17 protein-coding genes are annotated in these 17,640 nt (G+C 34.7%); all 17 read left to right on the top strand.

Going from position 1 to position 17,640, the window contains the following annotated elements:
• Nucleotides 1-90 precede the first annotated feature (90 nt).
• The 17 genes from DES36_RS03455 to DES36_RS03375 all read left to right on the top strand — a co-directional run bounded on the left by DES36_RS03455 (nt 91) and on the right by DES36_RS03375 (nt 17,359).
• Nucleotides 91-516, top strand: coding sequence for a SpaA isopeptide-forming pilin-related protein (locus DES36_RS03455; RefSeq protein WP_113919828.1), 426 nt, complete (start codon nt 91-93; stop codon nt 514-516).
• 161 nt (nt 517-677) lie between these two features.
• On the top strand, nt 678-1,202 hold the full coding sequence (gene zapA, locus DES36_RS03450; protein ID WP_170128159.1) for a cell division protein ZapA: 525 nt from the start codon (nt 678-680) through the stop codon (nt 1,200-1,202).
• 70 nt (nt 1,203-1,272) lie between these two features.
• Nucleotides 1,273-2,073, top strand: coding sequence for a hypothetical protein (locus DES36_RS03445; RefSeq protein WP_113919826.1), 801 nt, complete (start codon nt 1,273-1,275; stop codon nt 2,071-2,073).
• A gap of 300 nt (nt 2,074-2,373) precedes the next feature.
• A complete protein-coding gene (locus DES36_RS03440) occupies nt 2,374-2,802 on the top strand; it encodes an RrF2 family transcriptional regulator (RefSeq protein ID WP_113919825.1) in 429 nt (142 codons plus the stop codon).
• 5 nt (nt 2,803-2,807) lie between these two features.
• Complete coding sequence (gene nifS, locus DES36_RS03435) at nt 2,808-3,974, top strand: cysteine desulfurase NifS (protein WP_113919824.1); 1,167 nt, start codon at nt 2,808-2,810, stop codon at nt 3,972-3,974.
• A 4-nt stretch (nt 3,975-3,978) separates the two neighbouring features.
• The gene (nifU, locus tag DES36_RS03430) at nt 3,979-4,353 is read left to right on the top strand and encodes a Fe-S cluster assembly scaffold protein NifU (protein WP_113919823.1); all 375 of its coding nucleotides are present in this window, start codon (nt 3,979-3,981) and stop codon (nt 4,351-4,353) included.
• A 431-nt stretch (nt 4,354-4,784) separates the two neighbouring features.
• Nucleotides 4,785-5,855, top strand: coding sequence for an AI-2E family transporter (locus DES36_RS03425; RefSeq protein ID WP_113919822.1), 1,071 nt, complete (start codon nt 4,785-4,787; stop codon nt 5,853-5,855).
• A gap of 563 nt (nt 5,856-6,418) precedes the next feature.
• Complete coding sequence (gene alaS, locus DES36_RS03420) at nt 6,419-9,061, top strand: alanine--tRNA ligase (RefSeq protein WP_113919821.1); 2,643 nt, start codon at nt 6,419-6,421, stop codon at nt 9,059-9,061.
• A gap of 85 nt (nt 9,062-9,146) precedes the next feature.
• On the top strand, nt 9,147-9,407 hold the full coding sequence (locus DES36_RS03415; protein ID WP_113919820.1) for an IreB family regulatory phosphoprotein: 261 nt from the start codon (nt 9,147-9,149) through the stop codon (nt 9,405-9,407).
• A 182-nt stretch (nt 9,408-9,589) separates the two neighbouring features.
• A complete protein-coding gene (locus DES36_RS03410) occupies nt 9,590-10,537 on the top strand; it encodes an aldo/keto reductase (RefSeq protein WP_113919819.1) in 948 nt (315 codons plus the stop codon).
• Nucleotide 10,538: 1 nt separating this feature from the next.
• Nucleotides 10,539-10,952: a Holliday junction resolvase RuvX gene (gene ruvX / locus DES36_RS03405; RefSeq protein ID WP_113919818.1), complete on the top strand. Its 414-nt coding sequence runs from the start codon at nt 10,539-10,541 to the stop codon at nt 10,950-10,952.
• A 116-nt stretch (nt 10,953-11,068) separates the two neighbouring features.
• Nucleotides 11,069-11,326: a DUF1292 domain-containing protein gene (locus DES36_RS03400; RefSeq protein ID WP_113919817.1), complete on the top strand. Its 258-nt coding sequence runs from the start codon at nt 11,069-11,071 to the stop codon at nt 11,324-11,326.
• Nucleotides 11,327-11,553: 227 nt separating this feature from the next.
• On the top strand, nt 11,554-11,994 hold the full coding sequence (locus tag DES36_RS03395) for a Fur family transcriptional regulator (protein WP_113919816.1): 441 nt from the start codon (nt 11,554-11,556) through the stop codon (nt 11,992-11,994).
• Nucleotides 11,995-12,029: 35 nt separating this feature from the next.
• Nucleotides 12,030-13,691 (top strand): ribonuclease J, encoded by a 1,662-nt coding sequence (locus tag DES36_RS03390; RefSeq protein WP_113919815.1) that lies wholly within the window; start codon nt 12,030-12,032, stop codon nt 13,689-13,691.
• Nucleotides 13,692-13,870: 179 nt separating this feature from the next.
• Nucleotides 13,871-14,896, top strand: coding sequence for an endolytic transglycosylase MltG (mltG, locus tag DES36_RS03385; protein WP_113919814.1), 1,026 nt, complete (start codon nt 13,871-13,873; stop codon nt 14,894-14,896).
• 316 nt (nt 14,897-15,212) lie between these two features.
• The gene (locus DES36_RS03380) at nt 15,213-15,863 is read left to right on the top strand and encodes an O-methyltransferase (protein ID WP_113919813.1); all 651 of its coding nucleotides are present in this window, start codon (nt 15,213-15,215) and stop codon (nt 15,861-15,863) included.
• A 272-nt stretch (nt 15,864-16,135) separates the two neighbouring features.
• Nucleotides 16,136-17,359, top strand: coding sequence for a peptidase U32 family protein (locus tag DES36_RS03375; protein WP_113919812.1), 1,224 nt, complete (start codon nt 16,136-16,138; stop codon nt 17,357-17,359).
• Nucleotides 17,360-17,640 lie beyond the last annotated feature (281 nt).

Raw genomic sequence — 17,640 nt, 5'->3', positions numbered from 1 at the left:
TTCACTATTTGAATCTACATAGACCTTTATCCCTTAGTCCTTGGTATACATCGGAGGGCTACCACTATTGGTTTAATGGAGGTGAAGCCAATGATTGAAAACAATGAAACAATGAATAAAGATGATCTTGTCCTCGCCGAGAATACTACACCCAAGGCATATGAACAAGCTAGTACCCAATTAAATAATCAAGACTTAGATCAAATTCAATTTAACTCTCAAAATCTCCATATAACTCTAAATGAGAATTCAACGGGAGAAATAATAGGTATAGTCTATTGTCATAAAAGTAAAACCCTTATAGATAATGTGGAAATTTCGTTGTATTTTGGAGATCTTTCTGAAACACCTATACAAAAGGTGAAAACCGATAAAACAGGCTATTTTAAATTTGGTGATTTGCCACCAGGTTATTATACATTACTTGCTAAATGCAAAGAATGTGAATATAAATTTCAGTATATTAAGATTTGTTATAATGAGACAGTCTTTAAACAACTAGCCTTAAAATCATAAATTTATATAAAAATGTCTAATATAGTAAGTATAATACTGCAGTAATGTCTACTTAATAAGAACAATGAGCCATAAAACCATTGTTCTTTTTTCATGTAAATATTATAATGAAGAAAAGATATGCTTTTTTACTAGTTTTAAAAGACAGGAGTAGTATTACTATGAATAATAATCGAGTAGTAGCGAAAATACAAAATACAGAATATAGTCTAATGGGCACAGTAGATCAAATACAAATGGATAAAATAAGTGCCAAGGTAGATGATATGATCGATAAGGTCAAAAATTCTAATTCTATACTAGATGGAAAGATGATCTATCTTATAAGTTGCCTAAATTTTGCTGACGAAATACTAAACTTAACGGAAAAAATTGAAACATTAAAAGAGGAAATTCGGGACCGAGACAAAAAATTAGAGGCTATGGATGACGTAATTGAACTAAGAGAGCAGTTGTTTACATATGAAGAATATAGCAAGAATAGTAGTGAATTGAGCAATGAAGCAAAGCTAGAGAGAGATACGGCTTTAGAAGAATTGGATAAATATAAAGAATTGTTTAATCAGCTTAATAAGAAAGTAAAGCAATACAAATTTGATATTGAGGAAAGCAGAAAAACCATTTTAGAGTTGCAAAATCAACTTTATGAAAGCCAAATCCAAATAGAGAAGCTACAAAAAATATAAGCTAATTTTGTAACACAAAAACCTCCTACTCATATAATACAATAGATAAATCAAAAGGAGGTTTAACTTAATGGAAGATGCAAGAATTGAAGGCTTTGGCTGTGGTGGAAATAATATTGAAGTGGAATGTTTAAAAGTTAAAAAGGTTTATTTCTCTTGCCAATTAAGAGAGTGTATCGAAGATCAATTATTTGATCTTGATTTTCCAACTGGTGACAGAAGCGATTTCAAATATGTACGGACTGAATTTGGTGAAGCAAGTGTAGAACCAATTAAATGCGTGCCTTTATTTACAGAAATTGATGAATATTATGCAAGATTAAGAGGAGTCGTAGCTGTACCTGTCTACCTTGTATTTAGAAGAAAATGTGATGGTCAATTATTGAGAATAGCTGCAAATCCAATTATCGAAAAATGCGAACAAAGAGACAATAAAGTAAGATTCCCAATTGACTTAGTTGTTTTCGCACCTGCAGACTTCTTGAGGCAAGGAAGATTTTTCCCTGATGCAGAATCTATAGGCGAAGTAAATAACAATCTTGTTCGTTTTACAGGCAATGATAATGTAGAATTAACAATAGGTTTCTTCTTAATTATTAAAGTACTTTCTGAAGTACAACTTAAGGTTCCGACATTTGGATTCTGTGATGTTCCAGAAACACCATGTGATGAAGTATCACCTATTAGTGATGTATTCTGTGAAGCTTTCTTAGATGAAGATATTACTCCTTTCCCACAAAGGTTCTTCCCACCACAAAGACACCAAATAGGTGATCTTGAAGATGATGATTGCAAGTGCAAACCAAAAAGAAGATCTGACGATGTAGCGAATGAAGTAAGCCCAATAAGACCACGTAAAGATTGTCGTTAATTTTTAGAAGAAGGCTGTGTTTGACAGCCTTTTTTTTGTTATATTCTTTTTCTTTTCTTTGATATGGATTCGTGTTAAACTAAAATGTAACCGATTAAAATAGAATGGGTTGTAAATTTAAAAATTAATAGGAATGAAATATCCTAGAGGCGAAAAGCTAAGGATTGACTGATATTTCAATAGGGACAGGCTTAGCACGATATGATTTTTAGATAAGTTTTAATTGACATCAATCTATCCTTGTGCTAAGATATACTTAAATTCGGACCGAAATAGTGGGAATTAGATTGGGGTGAGAAGGTGAGATTATCATCGAGAGGAAGATATGGTGTCGCTGCAATGTATGAATTATCAACTTATGATGATGATCAATCCGTATCTTTAAAAGAAATTGCCAAAAATCAAGGATTATCATTATCATACTTAGAACAACTTTTTTCGACATTAAAGAAAGAAAGGTTGGTAATAAGTCAAAGGGGTGCAAAAGGTGGGTATAAGCTTGCTAAACCACCTCAAAAGATATCGGTTGGAGATATTATACGAGCAGTAGAAGGACCTATTGAGTTTTCTGAATGTGTAGGCGGAGCGGAAAATTATGAATGCAATAAATCGTCTATGTGCGTTACAAAAGATGTATGGCAAGAAGTTAATGACAGCGTCAATAGCGTGATTGATAATATTACATTACAAGATCTATTAGATAAAAATCAGAAGAAAGTAAAGGAGTAGAGTATATGGAAAGAGTTTACCTAGATTATGCAGCAACAACTCCACTAGATAAAAGAATCTTAGATAAAATGATTCCTTATTTTGACAATAATTTTGGAAATCCTTCAAGTATTTATTTTGAAGGTAGAGAAGCTCGAAAAGCAGTAGATGAAGCAAGAGCTAAGGTTGCAAATGCTATTAAGGCAAATCCAAATGAAATCTATTTTACAGCTGGCGGTACAGAATCGGATAACTGGGCAATCAAAGGCACTGCTTTTGCAAAGCAAAAAAAAGGAAATCACATTATCACTACTGCCATTGAACATCATGCTGTTTTACACACATGTGAATACCTTGAAAAACATGGGTTTGAAGTAACCTATTTAAAGGTTGACGAGTATGGCCTAATTGATTTAGAAGAATTAAAAAGTGCTATTAAAGATACAACGATTTTAATCTCTATTATGTTTGCAAATAATGAAATTGGAACCATTCAACCTATTAAAGAAATTGGGGAAATAGCTCGTGAGAAAAAAATTATTTTTCACACAGACGCTGTTCAAGCCTTAGGAAATGTTCCTATTGACGTAACAGAGATGAATATTGATTTGCTTTCTATATCTTCTCATAAAATATATGGTCCTAAAGGAATCGGAGCACTTTATATAAGAAAAGGCGTTAAATTAGACAATTTTGTTCACGGTGGAGCTCAAGAAGGAAAAAAAAGAGCGGGTACAGAAAATACTCCTGGAGTTGTAGGATTTGGTGAGGCCTGTTCATTAATTACTGAGGATTTAGAAAATCATATTGCTGAAACAGTAAAGCTAAGAGATTACTTTATCGAAAATATCTTTAAACAAATTCCAAATGTAAGATTAAATGGCCACCCTACCAAAAGATTGCCAGGTAATGTGAATTTGAGTTTTGAATTTATTGAAGGAGAATCTTTGCTTTTAAGTCTTGACTTAAAAGGCATATCTGCTTCAAGTGGTTCGGCATGTACATCAGGCTCTTTAGATCCATCCCATGTATTATTAGCTATCGGCTTAAAACATGAGATTGCTCACGGTTCACTAAGAGTATCTATAGGTAAATATACAACAAAAGAACAAATGGACTATGTCTTAGAACAATTGCCACCAATCGTACAAAGACTAAGGGATATGTCGCCATTATATAATCCAAGGGGGTAACAAAATGTATACAGAAAAGGTTATGGATCACTTTGAAAATCCAAGAAATAGTGGAGAAATAGAAAATGCTAGTGGAGTAGGCGAAGTAGGTAATGCAAAATGTGGAGACATTATGAGAATGTACCTAGAAGTTGAAGATGGCATTATTAAAGACGTAAAATTTAAGACTTTTGGCTGCGGCGCAGCAGTTGCTACAAGTAGCATGGCAACTGAGCTCATTAAAGGAAAAACACTAGAAGAAGCTGAAAAGATTACAAATAAAAAAGTAGTTGAAGAATTAGGTGGGCTTCCATCTGAAAAGATACACTGTTCTGTATTGGCCGAAGAAGCAATCAGAGCTGCTATTAAAGACTACAGAGAAAAAGAAAAATCACAATAAAACGAATAAAAGTCAGAGTCCATAGTGACTCTGTTTTTTTTACAAAACTCTAATAATTTTCAATTATAATTGTAAATTTTTGCATATTAACAAAGTGTTGCTTTTGAACTTAGATATTATTTAAGTCCTCTTTATATATGATTGAATCTTTGACTTGTAAGACTTGACCCTAGCACTGATGGCTGAAGATTGGGCGCTGATGGATAAAGTGCCAAGGGCGCTTTCTTGATTGTGTTCAAAGCGTACAAAAGTCATCCTATGAGCGAAGGATCTTACATAATATCGCCTTTAGGCGAGTAAAATTTCCGCTTTCTGCATTCTGCTTTTGGCTACAAAGTACTTGATTAAGTCATGTAATAATTGGTAATATTATAGATATAAAATAAATTAGAATAATTCGCCTTGTTCTAAAAGAAGATAAGGGAGTGTTTATGGAATTTTCAAAGCGTAATAAAGATTTACTGATTGACTTAAGTCTGCTTCTCTTTGCCTTTATTTTGTTGTGGCTCATACGTCGAAATATTATAGAAGTAATAGGACCTTTTATTGCTTCTCTAGTCATTGCTTATTTATTAGACCCATTAGTCTTGTTTTTTCAAAGACGAAAGCTCAGTAGGACTGTATCCATTATTATTGTCTTTGTCATCATCCTAGCTGTGGTTTCAGGGATATTTGCATCTTTTATTCCAAAGTTAGTTAATGAGATCGGTGATTTTGTAGTGGCTTTCCCTAATATTGTAAGAAAAGTAGTCGATTTTATCGAAGGTGTGCAGGAAGGAACGTTACCCTATGATATGGATATGATCCCTTCTTTTATAGACCTAGAAAAAGAGTTAGCCAATTTATCTGAAAAAGTAGTAGCAGCAGTAGGCGCTATTACTACATCCATTATCTCTGGTACAGGAAAGCTATTAGATTTAATTATGATTCCTATTATTACTTTCTATTACCTAAAGGATAAAGACGATGCCATTGGTATCATTGCTAGTATTATTCCAAACAAGTACAAGGGTAAGGTAAAGTCTATAGCAGAGGACATAAGTAAGGTGTTGGGGGGATTTATCCGAGGGCAATTGATTGTAGCTACCTTTGTAGGTCTACTAACGGGCATTGGCTGTGTTCTTATTGGATTACCTTATTCTCTGACTATAGGAGTAGTAGCAGGATTTACCAATGTAATCCCTTATTTTGGACCTTGGTTAGGAGGCATTTTGCCTGTAAGCTTAGCTTTAATTGTAGACCCTGTAAAAGCCATATGGGTTATAGTCTTAATTTTAATTGTTCAGCAAATAGAATCAAATTTCCTTTCACCACAGATTATGTCTCAAAGCGTAGGTCTACACCCTCTTGCGGTCATGTTTTCGGTATTACTTTTCGGAAATATATTTGGAATAGTAGGCATGATCATAGGCGTACCAATTATGGGAACGATCAAAGTATTAGTGGACTATATAAGGGAGTATCGGAGAGATAGGAATCGTATTGATTATGTAGAAGAATAAAAAGCTACATTGGTTGGTTGGTTGGATGGTTGGACTGGAAAACTCTCTTGGCAGAAAGCTGAATGCAGAAAGCGGAAAAAACCAAACTCGCCTTCGGGCGAGATAATGACCCGAGCTCGTGCTTAAGAAATGTTTTTGCTTACCACCTTACCACCTTACCACCTGCTTTTTTGCTTGTATAAATTCTATATCATGTGGTAGAATGTTTTAGTGCATGTAGAACGTAAAAGAAGAAGATAATACTTCTGATTATATTGTAAAGACAATGAAGAAAATAAGTACCTTTAATAAAGTGGAAAAGAGAAAAAATCCATGGCTGAAAGATTTTTATAAAGATTGAAGGGAAGCTGTTTTGGAGTTGAAGGTTAATCCTTACGTCGACGACGTTATCCATAGAAAGATAATCCCAGATTAATGAGGGTGGTACCGCGACACTTCGCCCCTCAATTTCTTAGGGGATTTTTTTGATTAATTAAGGTAGTCAGCAAAACCACACAGTGGCTATAATTCTTTTACTTAGAACTTAAATCTTAAAACTTAGAACGAAATAGGAGGTTAACATCATGAAAAAACTCGGTTTAAATGAAATTAGAGAAATGTACTTGAAATTTTTTGAAGAGAAAGGCCATTTAAGGATGCAGAGTGCTCCTTTAGTACCTATTAACGACAATAGTTTACTATTAATCAATTCAGGTATGGCACCTTTAAAGCCATATTTTACTGGAGATGAAGTTCCACCAAGTAAGAGAGTTGCAACTTGCCAAAAGTGTATTCGTACACCTGATATTGATAATGTAGGTAAGACAGCACGTCATGGTACTTTTTTTGAAATGTTAGGAAATTTCTCTTTTGGTGATTATTTTAAAAGAGAAGCTATTCCATGGGCTTGGCAATTTGTTACAGAGGTTTTAGAAATTCCTGAAGATAGACTTTATGCTTCTATTTACGAAGACGATGATGAAGCCTTTGAAATTTGGCATAAAGAAGTTGGCATATCTGCAGATCATATAGTTCGCTTAGGCAAGGAAGATAATTTCTGGGAACACGGTGTAGGTCCCTGTGGTCCTTGTTCTGAATTATACTATGATCGAGGGATAGAACATGGCTGTGGAGATCCAAATTGTGCTGTTGGCTGTGAATGCGATCGATTTATTGAATTTTGGAATTTAGTCTTTACACAATTTGATAAAGATGAACAAGGTAATTACAAGCCATTAGCCAATCCAAATATCGATACAGGTATGGGGCTTGAAAGAATGGCTACAATAATGCAAGACGTAAATACTATCTTTGAAGTAGATACTATTAAACACGTATTAGATACTATTTGTGGTTTGGCAAATGTTACTTATCAAAAAGATGAAAAGATCGATGTTTCTATTAGAGTTATAACAGATCACATTCGAAGTGTCACTTTTATGGTGGCAGATGGAGTGCTTCCAAGTAATGAAGGTAGAGGATATGTTCTTAGAAGACTTTTAAGAAGAGCTGCTAGACACGGCAAATTATTAGGAATTGATGGATTATTCCTCCATCCATTAGCAGCAGAAGTTGCAAAGGTATCTGGCGATGCTTACCCAGAATTAAGAGAAAAGCTAGAATACATTACGAAAGTAATTCGCATAGAAGAAGAAAAATTCCAAGAGACTATAGACCAAGGGCTTATTCTATTAGAAGATGAAATGAAAGAATTAAAGGCAAAAGGCGAAAAAGAATTATCAGGACAAGCTGCTTTTAAGCTTTACGATACTTTTGGCTTCCCACTTGACCTAACAAAAGATATTTTAGGAGAGTCTGGTCTAACTGTAAATGAAGATTCCTTCAATCAAGAGATGAAAAAACAAAAGGAGAGAGCTCGTAGTGCTCGATTAGATAAAGACATTAGTGCATGGTCTGACGATCCTTTTGAATATTTAGATCAAAGCGTGCTAACGGAGTTTGTTGGTTATAATACTTTACAAAATGAAAGCCCTATTATAGCAATGGTAAAAGAGGGACAGCCTTGTGAAGAAGCAACAGCTGGAGAGGAAGTTTTAGTACTTCTAAAAGAGACACCTTTTTATGCAGAAAGTGGTGGACAGATAGGAGATTATGGACAAATAAAGACTCAAACTGGTGTAATACAAGTTATAGACTGTAAAAAGGGAAGTTTAGCAAGGCACATTCATTATGGAAAAGTAACAGAAGGTACGGTAAAGGTGCAGCAAATGGCTACAAACAGCGTAGACAGGAGTCGCCGTTTGTCTATAGCTCGCAATCATACTTCTACTCACCTCCTTCAAAAAGCACTTCGTGAAGTCTTAGGTGATCATGTAGCACAAGCAGGTTCTTTAGTGGATGAAAAGAGACTTCGATTTGATTTTAATCACTTTGAAAAATTAACCGATGAAGAACTTAGTGCAGTAGAACAAAAGGTAAATGAAGTAGTGTTTCATTCTCCACAAGTTACAGTTTTTGAAACCAATATGGATAAAGCAAAAGAACTTGGCGCTATGGCTCTCTTTGGGGAAAAATACGGAGAAATTGTTCGAGTTGTTAAAGTTGGAGACTATAGTACAGAACTTTGTGGTGGAACTCATTTAGAGAATGCTAGTCAAGTAGGCATATTTAAGATCATCAGTGAAGCAGGTGTTGCATCTGGCATTCGAAGAATTGAGGCTGTTACAGGGAATAATGCTTATTTATATACAAATACTATAGAGGAAAAGCTAAAATCTGTTGCAGCAATCTTAAAAGCAAATCCAGATAATGTAGAACAAAAAATAGAAGATACACTGGCTAATGTAAAAGCTTTAGAAAAAGAGTTAGAAGCTTTAAGAAAGAAAATGAACAGCGATTCTATAGGTGAGTTTATAGATCAAGCAATAGAAATCAATGGAGTAAAGACTATTATCGCATCTGTAGATTCCATGCCTATGAACGACTTAAGAGATTTAGGAGATAAGTTAAGAGATAAGTTACAATCTGGAATCGTGTTATTAGGTGCAAAGAGCGAAGACAAGGTGAATTTTGTCGCTATGGGTTCTAAAGACGTAGTAGGTAAGGGCTTCCATGCAGGAAAACTCATCAAAGAAGTGGCAACAATTGCAGGTGGTGGAGGCGGTGGCCGCCCAGACATGGCACAAGCTGGCGGTAAGAAACCAGAAGCCTTAGAAAAAGCTCTAGGTGTAGCAAAAGAAGTTATTGAAAAGCAAATAATATCGTAAGTACTTGCTTTTTTGTTGTGAATGATTTAAACTTAAATTATAAATAAATACGTTCGAGATATATTCTTAAGGAGGAGCACTCAATATGGATCAAAATAAGGATTTTACTGTAAAGTTTGAACTGGAAAGGGACCGATCTGAAGAAATCAAGCAAATCGTACAAGTTGTTTACACTGCTCTCACTGAAAAAGGATATAAACCTGTTGAACAAATTGTAGGCTATATCATGTCCGGGGACCCTACATTTATAACAAGTCATTTAAACGCTAGAAATGCAATTAAAAAGGTCGATAGAGATGAACTTTTAGAAGAATTTGTGAAAGTATATTTTGACCATTTAAAATAAACAAAGATGAACGAATACAAAATATTACTAGGAGTTGTACCCGCTTATCTCTTTGACGTAAAAGCGTGGTCTTAACTTATAGTAGAACATAAAAATAAGGCCCTGATGAGGGTCTTATTTTTTGGGAAGAATTTTGATAGAGATGACTGGAACCGGCAATACTTATAAGGAGGCATTCATTTTTGATTTACAATACACTTGGCACTACAGGCATGACAGTGTCAAAACTTTGCTTTGGAAGTTTGACTTTAGCTCCTCTTCAAGGAAATTTGAGCATAGAAGAAGGAGGAAAGTTGATTGCTTATGGAATGGAGCGGGGAATTAACTTTTTGGATACGGCTACCCTTTACCAGAATTATGGTGCCATTGGTAAGGCAATGGAATATTCTAAAGAGGAACTGATCATAGCTACTAAATCTTATGATTACGACAAAATAGGTGCACAAAAAAATTTGCATAAAGCATTAAAAGAATTAAATAGAGATTATATTGATATTTATTTGCTTCATGAACAGGAGAGTATTCATACCATTCGCGGGCACTGGGAAGCTATCGAGTATTTAATAAAAGAAAAAGAAAAAGGCACTATTAGAGCCCTTGGCATTTCCACTCATCGAGTTGAAGGGGTTTATGGAGCATGTGAAATTTCAGAATTAGAAGTCATACATCCTATAATAAATGTAAAGGGTTTAGGTATTGAGGATGGCAATAGAGAAGATATGGAAAAAGCCATCTCTTATGCTAAATCAAAGGGCAAGGGAATTTATGCCATGAAAATCTTTGGTGGCGGAAATCTATCTAAGGATACAGAAGAATGTTTTGAGTACGCCCTTAATTTAAAGGATTTAGACTCTATGGCTATAGGCATGATTACTCGTGATGAAATAGACTACAATATTAATAAAGTTTTAGGGCTTAAAATAGATGAAAGTTTGTCCAATAAGGTAAAAAATCGTAATAAAAAATTATTAGTAGAATTTTGGTGCACGGGCTGTGGCACATGTGTAGAAAAGTGTCACCAAAATGCCATGGAAATCATCCATGGAAAAGCAGAAGTAGATTCAGAAAAATGTTTAGTCTGTGGCTATTGTGGAGCCTATTGTCCACAATTTTGTATAAAGGTTGTGTAAGATGAAAGAAAGAATACTTGGCTTAGATGTGGGAGATAAGTATATCGGAGTAGCTGTTTCAGATTTACTCGGGATTACTGCCCAAGGAGTAAGTACCTTAAGGAGACAAAAACTAGATGAAGATCTAGATCAAATAAAAAAAATCGTTGAAGAGTACCAAGTAAAGCAGATTGTAATAGGTTTACCTAAAAATATGGATGGATCTATAGGAATACAAGGTAATAAAGCAATCAATTTTGGGAATTATCTAAAGAAGAGATTAAATTGTGAGATTATCTTTTGGGACGAGCGACTTACGACAAAAATTGCTCAGAATATCCTCATTGAAGGAAATGTGCGAAGAGAAAAGCGAAAAGCTTTTATTGATAAAATAGCAGCTCAAAGTATTTTACAAAATTATATGGATTCGCTGTAATTCATAGTATGTTACCGGATGGAAATGGCATGATGACTAGGAAGTTAGAGCACTCTGTGCATTTCTTGTGGTTAATATAAAGGGAATATAAAAAATAATAAATGAGGAGGACAAAAATGAACGAAGAAAATGAAAACAGAATTGTATTGCTAGACGAAGAAGGAAACGAAGTAGAGTTTGAGTTAATTGTAACTATTGAAAAAGAAGGGGTAGAATATGCTCTTCTTTTAAATGTTGAAGAAGAAGAAGGAGATATGTACGCATTTAGAATCGATCAAGACGAAGAAGGAGATCTCCTTATTCCTGTAGAAGATGAAGATGAGATTATAATGATTCAAGAGCTTTACGATCAACTTGCACAAGACGAAGAATAATTTTTGAAATAGATTTGATATTTTAATATAAGTAGAATCATATTTAGTAGGAGGTCTTTACCTTCTACTGAATAGTATCCGTAAGACAATAAACTAAAAATCTTGAAGTAAGACTTTTATGCTCGCAATGAGATGAAATTTGTATTATTTGACCATTCGACAAGATGTGCATATTATGATACAATTATTAATGATAATAATTATTAAATGATAAGTGGTGAAGAATCATGTCTACGATTAGCCTAAATCGAATTCTTTCAAATGTAAAAGAAAATGGGCATAAATTAACGCCTCAAAGGCGGTATATTATTGAGATAATGATGAAAAATAATCAAGAACATTGGAGCACTGAAGAGATTTATGCAGAAGTAAAAAAAGTGTGTCCGGAAATTGGAATTGCAACAGTATATCGCACAGTACAAATGCTCGAGGAATTGAATTTATTGACGAAACATCATTTTAGTGAAGGTTGTTCTAGATATGAATTTGCAGATGAAACCAAAAATCACAACCACCATCATATAGTATGCACAAAATGTGGAAAGGTCATGGAAATTCAAGATACTTATTTTGATGAATTAGAGCGTCATATTCAAGATGATATGAATTTTAATATTACGAATCACACAGTAACCTTTTATGGAATATGTGAGGATTGTAAAGAGTAAATAGTCGGAACGGATTATATAGAAAGGAGTATGGAATGGCAGCAAAGAAAAGCAAATTAAAAATTATACCATTAGGGGGGCTAGGAGAAGTAGGAAAAAACATCACCTTATTTGAGTATAAAAAGGATATTATTATTGTAGATTGTGGGGTCGCTTTCCCAGATGAAAGCATGTTCGGAATCGACGCCGTATTACCTGATTATACCTATCTTATAAATAACAAAGATAAGATAAGGGCGGTTCTTTTAACTCATGGTCACGAAGACCATATTGGTGGATTACCGTATATGTTAAAACAAATTGACGTACCTATATACGGAACGAAACTTACGATTGGGTTAGTTGAAAATAAATTAGCTGAACATAAACTCTTAAACGCTACTACTAGAAAAGTAGTAAAAGCCAAAGATAAAATTCAAATTGGAGGTTTTGAAATAGAGTTTATCCAAACAAACCATAGTATAGCGGATAGTGTGGCTTTGCATATCAAATGTGAAGCTGCAACAGTAATTCACACGGGAGACTTTAAAATTGACTTTACGCCTATTGATGAAAATGTCATTGACCTTAAGAGATTTACAGAGCTTGGTTCTGAAGGCGTTGATTTACTAATGGCAGATAGTACTAATGTTGAACTTCCGGGTTATACAGTATCGGAACGATCCGTAGGAAAGACATTCATGTCTTTGTTTGATGGAGTAGAAAGTAGAATTCTCGTGGCAACTTTTGCATCAAATATTCATAGAGTGCAGCAAGTTGCAGATGCAGCAAGAGCACATAACCGAAAAGTGGCAATCAGTGGTAGAAGCATGGTAAACGTAACGAAGACAGCTCGAGAATTAGGGTATTTGCATATTCCAGAGGATTGCATCGTAGATATTAGAGACATCAATAAATATGAACCTAACGAAATCGTTGTAATTACTACAGGAAGCCAAGGGGAACCTTTAGCAGCCCTTAGTAGAATGGCAGCAGGTGAATACAGACAATTGTCTATTAATAGAGGAGATTTAGTAATTATCTCAGCATCTGCTATACCAGGAAATGAAAAGATGATTACAAAGGTCATCAATAATCTATATAAATTAGGTGCAGAAGTCGTTTACGAAAAATTAGCTGATATCCATGTATCTGGACACGCAAAACAAGATGAACTGAAGCTTATACACACCTTAGTCGGTGCAAAATTCTTTATGCCTGTTCATGGTGAGTACAGAATGTTAATGAGACATGCTCAATTAGCAGAAGAATTGGGAATGCCTGAAGAAAATGCCATAGTTACCGAAAATGGTGCTGTTGTAGAAGTGGATAAAACGAGCTGTAAAGTTGTCGGAAGAGTTCCTTCTGGGATTACCTTAGTAGATGGATTAGGAATTGGAGACGTAGGAAATATTGTCTTAAGAGATCGTAAGCATCTTTCAGAGGATGGCTTATTTATTGTAGTAGTAACATTAAGCAAAGGTAAAACCGTAGCAGGACCAGACGTAATATCGAGAGGTTTTGTATATGTGAGAGAATCCGAAGAATTGATTAGTCAATCTAGAGACGTGGTAAAAACTGCACTTGCGAAATGTGAAGAAAAAAACATTCACGAATGGAATAAAATAAAAGGTGAGATTAAAGATTCATTAGAACATTTCTTATATGAAAAAACTATGAGAAAGCCAATGATTTTGCCAATTATTATGGAAGTATAATTCACTTTATAGTCCCAAGTCTCCCACTTATATTAGAGTTTTTAGGTGGGAGCACTAATAACTGTTTACCAAAAGCGGAAAATATCGCTTAACACGTAGACTTAATAAAACGAGTAGTTAGTAATAAGCAATTAAAAAATTGCTTATTACTAACTATTAATTATCTCGCTGGAGGTCCTATGAAAGATAAAAAAAGAAAAATGTTATTGCTACTACTACTGATTATAGTAAGTATTGGTGCTTTCATATTATATTATTATAATAGTATAAAGCCCCTTAATCGTAATGGAGAAGAGAAGCTAGTAGAAATCCCTTCAGGATATTCACTAATGGATATCGCTGATTTACTGGAGGATGCTCATATTATAAAAGACAAATTAAGTCTAAAAATCTATGCCATCACAAAAGGATATGCAGGTCAAATTAAAGCTGGAAAATATATTTTAAGTCCTAGTTATTCTGTAGGAGAAATCGTAGAAAAAATTGCTAGAGGGGAGACAGCCAGGGAAAGTATCGTGATAACGATACCTGAAGGATGGAATCTTTCACAAATAGGAGAAGCACTAGAGAAAAATGAATTAGTATCTAAAGATGAGTTTATAAAGGAAACAAATAATATCGCTAAATATCAAGAGGAATTTCCTTTTCTTTCAGGTATTAAGAATATTGAGGAGAGAAGTTTAGAAGGGTATTTATTTCCAGATACATATTATTTTTACAAAGAGGATGATTCAGAAATAATCATTAGAAAGATGTTATCTCGCTTTGGGCAAATATTAAAACCAGAATATGAAGAGCAGGCAGAATCCCTTAATATGACCATTGACGATATTGTTATACTGACGTCTATTGTAGAACAAGAAACAAAATATCCAGAAGACCGACCTAAAGTTGCAGAAGTATTTTATAATCGATTAGAAATAAATAAGCCATTGCAATCGGATATTACGGTATTGTACGCATTAGGAGTAAAGAAGGAAAGAGTCTTGTACAAGGATTTAGAAGTAGAATCTAAATACAATACCTATAAATACCCAGGTTTGCCTATTGGTCCTGTAGGCTCCTTTTCAGAAGCTGCCCTAAAAGCCACACTGTATCCTGATGACAATGATTACCTATACTTTCTTGCAAAACCAGATGGGTATTGCGTATTCAATGAAACTTTTGAAGAGCACGATGTAGATGTGAACAAATACTTAAGATAAAGATATAGTCACTAGACACTAGTCCCTAGCACATGTCGCCTGGGGCGACGTAATGATATTCATGGTTTATACAAACTCCAGGGGACATACATAGAAGGGGACACATTTTAAATGTGTCCCCTTCTATGTATGTCCCCTTCTATCTGCAAAAAATCAAACTCTACGGCTACTATTGTAGGTATTTATGCTAGAGACTAAAGACTAGAGTCTATGGACTGCATCTAAGGACTGCATCTTTACGGAACAATTTTGATACAAATATAAAAAAGTGATATAATATGAAAAATTACTAAGGCAAGTCTTGAGGTGACAAAAAATGAGTAATATAAATTATGATTATATAGAAGATTATCTTAGGAGTCTTCTTCACGAAGAAGACTCTTTATTATGTGAATTAGAATCTTATGCTATGGAAAACCACGTACCCATTATTCATCCAGAAGTAAAGCAACTACTTTCTGTGATCATTAAGAGCAAGAAAATAGAGTCGATTTTAGAAATTGGTACCGCCATTGGTTATTCCTCTATTGCCTTTTGCAAAGCAATGAATAAAGGCAAGGTTACTACGATTGAGATTAATGAAGAGATGAAAAATCTTGCTACTAAAAACATCAAAAGAGCTGGATATGAAAATAATATTGATATCATCCTGGGAGATGCAAATGAAGTTATTAAAAGCATTACAGGAAAGTACGATTGTATCTTTTTAGATGGTGCAAAAGGACATTATGTACATTTGCTAGAGGACTGCTTAAACTTATTAAATCCAGGGGGATTGCTTATTTCAGATAATGTCCTCTTTAGAGGCATGATCGCTAGCAAGGAGCTTGTAAAGAGAAGAAAGATCACTATTGTAAAGAGAATGAGAAAATACCTTGATGTGATATCAGAACATCCCCAATTAGAAACGAGCATTGTACCTATTGGAGATGGATTGGCGATTAGTTATTATAAGGTGGTCAGGTAGTCAGGTGGTCAGGTGGTCTGTAAAATCTTAAAGTAAAAAGCTGAAGGCTGAAAGTGGAAAGTGGAAAAAACTTGCCACAGGCGAGATAATTCTTAACTCTAAATTGTAAATTCTCAATTGTGCGCAAAGCGCACACAGGTCATCCTGAGCGCAGCGAAGGATCTCACATACGAATGTTAGAAACCACAAGTTATCTGATAACCACATAACTATCGTTTAACTACCGTTCAACTATTGTTCAACAACTGTTCAAAAAAAGGAGAGTATTATTTATGAAAAAACCAGAGCTGCTTGCGCCAGCTGGAAATATGGAAAAATTAAAATATGCATTACATTACGGCGCTGATGCTGTATATTGTGCTGGAAGTCGTTTTGGACTTCGTGCTAAGGCAGGTAATTTTAGCCCAAAAGAATTAAAGGAAGCTGTAGAATACGTCCATAATCGGGGCAAAAAAATCTACGTTACTATGAATATTATCGCTCACAATGAAGACTTTGAAGGTATGAAAGAGTATATTAAATACCTAGAAGAATTAAAAGTAGATGAAGTCATCGTAGCTGACCCAGGAATCATAGGATTAATAAGAGAGACAGCACCAAATCTTAAAATCTCTATGAGCACCCAAGCCAATACAACCAATTACTATAGTGCTAAATTTTGGCATGACATGGGCGTAAAGAGAATCGTTTTAGCAAGAGAGGTGAGCCTAAAGGAAGTAAAAGAAATTGTGCGTAATACCCCAGATACTCTAGAAATTGAAACATTCATTCATGGGGCAATGTGCATCTCTTACTCAGGCAGATGCCTTCTTAGCAATTACATGGCAAATCGAGATGCTAATAAGGGAGATTGTGCTCAACCTTGCAGATGGAACTATTCTCTAGTGGAGAAGACGAGAGAAAACGAACACTTTCCCGTTTACGAAGATGAAAGAGGAACTTATGTGTTTAATTCAAAAGATCTCTGTTTAATAGACCAAATTCCAGCATTAATCGATGCAGGAATAGACAGCTTTAAAATTGAAGGGCGAATGAAAAGCGTGTTTTACGTTTCTAGTGTAACGAATGTTTACAGAAAAGAAATTGATCGCTATTTGAGTGATCCTGAAAATTATACATTTGATCCAGAGAGTTTTGAGGAGCTAAGAAAAATCAGCCATAGGGAGTATACAAGTGGTTTTTCTCAAAATAAACCAACGAATAAAGATCAAAATTACGATTCTAGCACCTATGTAAGAAATTATGACTTTGTAGGTATAGTATTAGACTACGACGAAAAAAGCCAAATAGCTACTATAGAACAAAGAAACAAGATCGAAATAGGGGATCATATCGAAATCATGACACCAAAAGAAGATTTTAAAACTCAATTCGTCACAGAACTATATGACGAAAAAAATGAACCCCTAGAATCCACTCCGCATCCAAAGATGATTTTTAAAATGAAGATGACTCAACCAGTAGCAGCCATGGATTTGTTGAGAAAGAAAGTTTGAAAAGCAGGTGGTCAGGTGGTCAGGTGGTCAGGTGGTAAGGTGATCAGCAAAATCTTAAAAAGCGGAAAGCCGAAAGCGGAAAGCGGAAAAACCACACTCACCTTCGGGCGAGATAATGATCCGAGCTCCTGCTTTTGTCATCCTTGAGCGTAGCGAAGGATATTAAACCCTAAAGCATTGGCTCTAACAAAAAAGCCACCAGTTGTGGCAAGGGTTTCACATAGAACTTAAAACATAGAACTTAGAACTTAAAATGCATATTCTCCCTTTATTTGGTACAA

This window comes from Alkalibaculum bacchi (assembly GCF_003317055.1).
GTDB classification, from domain to species: domain Bacteria; phylum Bacillota; class Clostridia; order Eubacteriales; family Alkalibacteraceae; genus Alkalibaculum; species Alkalibaculum bacchi.
This window is presented reverse-complemented; position numbering and strand designations above follow the sequence as displayed.

Coding starts and splice junctions, on each gene's coding strand:
- DES36_RS03455 (WP_113919828.1), top strand. CDS start 91: ATGATTGAAAACAATGAAACAATGAATAAAGATGATCTTGTCCTCGCC.
- zapA (WP_170128159.1), top strand. CDS start 678: ATGAATAATAATCGAGTAGTAGCGAAAATACAAAATACAGAATATAGT.
- DES36_RS03445 (WP_113919826.1), top strand. CDS start 1,273: ATGGAAGATGCAAGAATTGAAGGCTTTGGCTGTGGTGGAAATAATATT.
- nifS (WP_113919824.1), top strand. CDS start 2,808: ATGGAAAGAGTTTACCTAGATTATGCAGCAACAACTCCACTAGATAAA.
- nifU (WP_113919823.1), top strand. CDS start 3,979: ATGTATACAGAAAAGGTTATGGATCACTTTGAAAATCCAAGAAATAGT.
- DES36_RS03425 (WP_113919822.1), top strand. CDS start 4,785: ATGGAATTTTCAAAGCGTAATAAAGATTTACTGATTGACTTAAGTCTG.
- alaS (WP_113919821.1), top strand. CDS start 6,419: ATGAAAAAACTCGGTTTAAATGAAATTAGAGAAATGTACTTGAAATTT.
- DES36_RS03415 (WP_113919820.1), top strand. CDS start 9,147: ATGGATCAAAATAAGGATTTTACTGTAAAGTTTGAACTGGAAAGGGAC.
- ruvX (WP_113919818.1), top strand. CDS start 10,539: ATGAAAGAAAGAATACTTGGCTTAGATGTGGGAGATAAGTATATCGGA.
- DES36_RS03400 (WP_113919817.1), top strand. CDS start 11,069: ATGAACGAAGAAAATGAAAACAGAATTGTATTGCTAGACGAAGAAGGA.
- DES36_RS03395 (WP_113919816.1), top strand. CDS start 11,554: ATGTCTACGATTAGCCTAAATCGAATTCTTTCAAATGTAAAAGAAAAT.
- DES36_RS03390 (WP_113919815.1), top strand. CDS start 12,030: ATGGCAGCAAAGAAAAGCAAATTAAAAATTATACCATTAGGGGGGCTA.
- mltG (WP_113919814.1), top strand. CDS start 13,871: ATGAAAGATAAAAAAAGAAAAATGTTATTGCTACTACTACTGATTATA.
- DES36_RS03380 (WP_113919813.1), top strand. CDS start 15,213: ATGAGTAATATAAATTATGATTATATAGAAGATTATCTTAGGAGTCTT.
- DES36_RS03375 (WP_113919812.1), top strand. CDS start 16,136: ATGAAAAAACCAGAGCTGCTTGCGCCAGCTGGAAATATGGAAAAATTA.